The sequence below is a fragment of the Rhizobium sp. KNZ2-6A genome, assembly GCF_056755475.1.
Window position 1 is genome coordinate 1 of sequence record NZ_JBNDIC010000108.1, and the last position, 4,108, is coordinate 4,108.

6 protein-coding genes, 2 tRNA genes and 1 pseudogene are annotated in these 4,108 nt (G+C 59.2%); 2 read left to right on the forward strand and 7 right to left on the reverse strand.

Going from position 1 to position 4,108, the window contains the following annotated elements; genetic code table 11:
- The 4 genes and pseudogenes from ACPYOP_RS32515 to ACPYOP_RS32530 form a co-directional block, all read right to left on the reverse strand.
- Window positions 1–75, reverse strand: a pseudogene (locus tag ACPYOP_RS32515) (GTP-binding protein); the annotation flags it as partial.
- A gap of 418 nt (window positions 76–493) precedes the next feature.
- Window positions 494–913, reverse strand: a complete 420-nt coding sequence (locus ACPYOP_RS32520; protein ID WP_481414315.1) for a DUF3597 domain-containing protein — start codon at window positions 911–913, stop codon at window positions 494–496.
- A 204-nt stretch (window positions 914–1,117) separates the two neighbouring features.
- A tRNA-Gly gene (locus tag ACPYOP_RS32525) sits at window positions 1,118–1,191 on the reverse strand.
- 26 nt (window positions 1,192–1,217) lie between these two features.
- Window positions 1,218–1,302, reverse strand: a tRNA-Tyr gene (locus ACPYOP_RS32530).
- A gap of 197 nt (window positions 1,303–1,499) precedes the next feature.
- Here ACPYOP_RS32530 and rlmB point away from each other — a divergent pair.
- Window positions 1,500–2,408 carry a 23S rRNA (guanosine(2251)-2'-O)-methyltransferase RlmB gene (gene rlmB, locus ACPYOP_RS32535; RefSeq protein WP_481414316.1) on the forward strand — a complete coding sequence of 303 codons (909 nt, stop codon included), beginning with the start codon at window positions 1,500–1,502 and terminating at the stop codon, window positions 2,406–2,408.
- Between the two features lie 40 nt (window positions 2,409–2,448).
- Window positions 2,449–3,138: an AprI/Inh family metalloprotease inhibitor gene (locus ACPYOP_RS32540; RefSeq protein ID WP_481414317.1), complete on the forward strand. Its 690-nt coding sequence runs from the start codon at window positions 2,449–2,451 to the stop codon at window positions 3,136–3,138.
- Between the two features lie 57 nt (window positions 3,139–3,195).
- Here ACPYOP_RS32540 and ACPYOP_RS32545 read toward each other — a convergent pair whose 3' ends face one another.
- The 3 genes from ACPYOP_RS32545 to ACPYOP_RS32555 form a co-directional block, all read right to left on the reverse strand.
- The gene (locus ACPYOP_RS32545) at window positions 3,196–3,489 is read right to left on the reverse strand and encodes a hypothetical protein (RefSeq protein ID WP_481414318.1); all 294 of its coding nucleotides are present in this window, start codon (window positions 3,487–3,489) and stop codon (window positions 3,196–3,198) included.
- 147 nt (window positions 3,490–3,636) lie between these two features.
- Window positions 3,637–3,906: a hypothetical protein gene (locus tag ACPYOP_RS32550; RefSeq protein WP_481414319.1), complete on the reverse strand. Its 270-nt coding sequence runs from the start codon at window positions 3,904–3,906 to the stop codon at window positions 3,637–3,639.
- On the reverse strand, window positions 3,854–4,108 hold a 255-nt coding region (locus ACPYOP_RS32555), incomplete at its 5' end, for a hypothetical protein (protein WP_481414320.1). The genes ACPYOP_RS32550 and ACPYOP_RS32555, both read right to left, overlap by 53 nt.

A 4,108-nucleotide genomic window follows, 5' to 3' on the forward strand; every position in this document is an offset into this window, starting at 1 on the left:
CTTGCCGTGGTCAACGTGCCCGATCGTCCCGATGTTAACGTGCGGCTTATTGCGCTCAAACTTACTCTTTGCCATTTGAATGCTTCCTGTGAACGTAATGAATGACCCCGGCGAACCGGTTTAGTGCCGCCGTTTAAGGCTTTCATCGCATTTGCGCAAGACTTAATTGCAGGTCCTATTCCCGTCGCAGCCTGGCCGATGGCGGATGCTCCGCAGCCTTCGACTTTCATTCGCCGCGGAAGGTTCGCCGCCCGATCCGGAAAGGCAAAAAAGCATTTGCCGGTTCAGGTGTTTAGATAGGAAGGCACGGGCGAGAATTCCAGTGCGGACGGCGGAATGGAAGCATGCCTTCGGACTGAGATGGCCGTGAATGCAAAGCGCCCTCTCCGAAAGGAAAGGGCGCAAAACAATCAAGCGGCAATAAATCGTCATCTGCCGCGATGCGTTGTCCGGCGCGGCCAGCAGGTGCGGGCTTACCGAAGCTTGGCGTATGTCAATCGAGGAGATCAGCGGGCACCTTGCCGCCATTGTCCGCGAGCTTCTTCAGAAGCGCCTTATGAAGGAAGGTGTTCATCTTGGCGGAATCTCCGGCATCGCCGGTGTAACCCAGTTCCTGCGCCAGTTCCTTGCGCTCGGAAAGGCTCGCATCCATACCGAGCGCCTTCATCAGATCGACGATCGAATGTTTCCAGTCGAGCTTCTGCCCATTTTTCTTGACGGCGGCGTCGAGAATGGCGGCGATATCCACCGGAGCGGATGGCGCGCTTGTCGCCGGGGATGTAGCCGCCGTGGTCGATGAGGGGGCCGGCGTCGGCGCAGGGGCCGGATTGGCGGTCGCTGCAGTCTGTGTCGGCGCTGGAGCAGCCTTCGCTTCTCCCCAGATTGCACCCTTGATCTTGTCGAAGATACCCATTTGCGCTCTCCCGTTTCGGTTGCCAGAGCAATACTTATCGCTCGCGCGAATATAAGCAACCCTTCATGTCAATTATGCAAAGATGGCACCAGAACGAGTGCGGACATGAAATGGGCGCTGCATGCGAGGGGTAGTCGACAGGCAAACGCGGGGATCGCTCGGCTCTGAAGCGAGGCAATCAATAGGCTAACAATTTGAAAATCCTGGAGCGGGTAGCGGGAATCGAACCCGCGTATTCAGCTTGGAAGGCTGCTGCTCTACCATTGAGCTATACCCGCGCGGGTGGTCAAGATCCGGTCCGGAATGGTGGAGGGAGTTGGATTTGAACCAACGTAGGCTGAGCCAACGGATTTACAGTCCGTCCCCTTTAACCACTCGGGCATCCCTCCAGTATTCCGACTGGATCTTGCGACCAAGTTGCTCGACCGTGGCGTCGCCGCTTCGATCTGCGCCGCGTATATGACCGTACGATTTCCGTCTGTCAACACAAGGAATTGGCAAAAATGACGAAAAAATTTCAGCCTGTGGGAAAAGCCCGGCGCTGAAAGAGGCTATGCGCCCAGGAAGGCGCTGGTTATAAAGCCGCATGAGCAAAGATAGAACATCCGGCCGCTCCGGCCCTGAAAACACCGCCGACGACAAATCGGCCAAGGACACGCATTATGCCACCCTGCGTCGCGCGCATCGCGACGCCAAGCGTGAGCGCGGCGAAATCCCGACACCGGCGCCACAGAAGCGCAAGAAGGCTGGTGCCGACGATTGGAAGCCACCGGCGCTCGCGCCAGACCAGGTCTTTCTCTATGGCCTGCACACGGTCCGCGCCGCGCTTGCCAATCCCGAGCGCAAGAACATCAAGCTGTCGACGACGCAGAATGCGCTGGTGCGGCTGGAAATCGGCCCGGTCGATCAACTCGGCATCCCCGTCGAGATCGTCTCGCCGCAGGATATCGACAAAATTCTCGGTCCTGAAGCCATCCATCAGGGCGTGATGCTGGAAACGCGTCCGCTGCCCGTACGACGCCTCGAGGCATTGAAGGACAGCCCGCTGCTGCTCGTTCTCGATCAGGTGACGGATCCGCACAATGTCGGCGCCATCATGCGTTCGGCCGTGGCCTTCGACGCGGGTGCCGTGATCACGACGCAGCGCCACAGCCCGACCGAATCAGGCGTGCTCGCCAAATCCGCCTCCGGCGCGCTCGAGCTTATACCTTATATACAGATCACCAATCTCTCGGATGCGCTCGGCGAGCTGCATCGGCTCGGCTTCACGACGATCGGCCTTGATTCGGAAGGGCCGGCGCCGCTGGAAGGCACGTTCAGCGGCGACAAGATCGCGCTCGTTCTTGGTTCAGAGGGCAAGGGGCTGCGTCAGAAGACCCGGGAAACGGTGAATGCACTGGCTCGGCTCGACATGCCGGGCGCCATCAAATCGCTGAATGTCTCGAACGCAGCCGCGATCGCGCTATATGCGACGCGGTCCTATCTCAAACCATAGCGGCGCCCCTGGCGGCCGCGGCATGTTGGGAGAATTTGCCTTGATCCGTGCTCTCGGTATAGCGGCGGTTTCCGCCGCCCTTGCTTTGATAGTGGCCCAGCCGGTCTCCGCAGCCGATGACGAAGTCGTTCAGGCACAAACCGGCACATGGCTGGTCGCGCCTGAAAGCGGCGCCAAGGGCTGCCGTCTCACCTTCGGGACGAACGCAGTCGCTGGCGGTCACGAAATCACCGGTGCCGATGCCTGCGCGACACCCCTACCCGCCCTCGCCAAAGCCCGGGCCTGGAACTTCACGGATGACGGCGCCCTCGCCATTGCCGATGCCGAGGGCAAGCCGCTGATGCGCTTCCAGCAGGAGGAAGGCTCCCCTTGGCAAAGCGAAGGCGGCGACCCTACGTGGCTGTTGCCGGCGCTGGGCGATGTCGATCATGTGCCGACCGTCGCAAGCCTTGCCGGCGCATGGCGCATCCAACAGCCGAACGGAAAGCCGGTCTGCGATATCACGCTGACCACCGACAAGGATCAGGACGGCACCGCCAAAATGTCACCAAGCGGAGACTGCGCCGCCGAGATCGGCGAGCTCAAGCTTTCACTCTGGGCGGCCGAAGGTTTCGGGCTGGTGATGCTGGGCAGCGATGGCTCCTCGCTCTCCTTCGACATGAGGCCGGACGGCAGTTTCCAGAAATCCGAAGAAGAGGAAGGCGAACCGCTCCTGCTGGTCCGCAAATAGGTCGGCTGAAGCATATCAAGGCACGTTTGGCGCGAACGCTAAATCAAGCCCCAATGCTCATCGCACGGTCATCGGCGCCGGGTGCCAGACCGATTGGCGCCAAAGCACGCTCTCGGTGACCGGGCATCCGTCCTGAAGCTTCGCCCAGGAGGTGACATTGAGGTTCATCTCGCATTGCGCGAGATAGCTCCGGCCCCCGACAGTCATACAGGCGACCTCACCGACCGCATGCTGCTTTCCATCCGCGTTTTTACAGTAGCAGTTTTCACCGGCTAACGCTGGCGCGCCTGTGATCGCCGTGATCACGACAAGCGGCAATCCCAAGACGACATGCCGCGATATCTCGCGCATGAACGTATCCTTCCCGCCATTGACGGATGAAGTGTATGCCTATTTCGGACCTTATAAAAGCGCCTACAATTCCGAGCACGCAGGCGAATGCATGCATGAAGAACCAAGGCGCGATTTGATGCAACTCGCCAAGATCTATCGGAAGGCTCAGTGAACCACGGGGTCCGCGTCGTCAAAGAACGATCTGATGCCGTCGCGGGCGATCGTTGCCAGGAATTCGTCGAACGCCTCGCGATCGGTCGCGAAGGGCTCTTCCCATTCGATCAGATCCTCTTCCGGCGTGACGACTTCCATCCGCCAGTCGGCATTGGTGCCGGCCGGACGAAAGATATCGACCAAGACGGTCACACCGTCATCGGTGAATTCACCCGAGAGTTCGGAATGCTCTAACTTGGGCTTCTTGGGTGTGCTGGTCATAGGCTTCCAGGAACAGGATGTTATGTTGATGATTTCGCCGACATGCTGAAGATTCCAGCATCCATAATTTATCTTGTTGCCGCCGGTTTTCCATACCAGCGATCGATAAAGCAACCAAGTCTTGGATGTCCTTCCCGAGAGAGGGGTGACAGTTCATACCGGAGACATGGGTTACACTTTTTGCCTTTGCGAGGAGAGCGAA

Coding starts and splice junctions, on each gene's coding strand:
- rlmB (WP_481414316.1), top strand. CDS start 1,500: ATGAGCAAAGATAGAACATCCGGCCGCTCCGGCCCTGAAAACACCGCC.
- ACPYOP_RS32520 (WP_481414315.1), bottom strand. CDS start 913: ATGGGTATCTTCGACAAGATCAAGGGTGCAATCTGGGGAGAAGCGAAG.
- ACPYOP_RS32550 (WP_481414319.1), bottom strand. CDS start 3,906: ATGACCAGCACACCCAAGAAGCCCAAGTTAGAGCATTCCGAACTCTCG.
- ACPYOP_RS32545 (WP_481414318.1), bottom strand. CDS start 3,489: ATGCGCGAGATATCGCGGCATGTCGTCTTGGGATTGCCGCTTGTCGTG.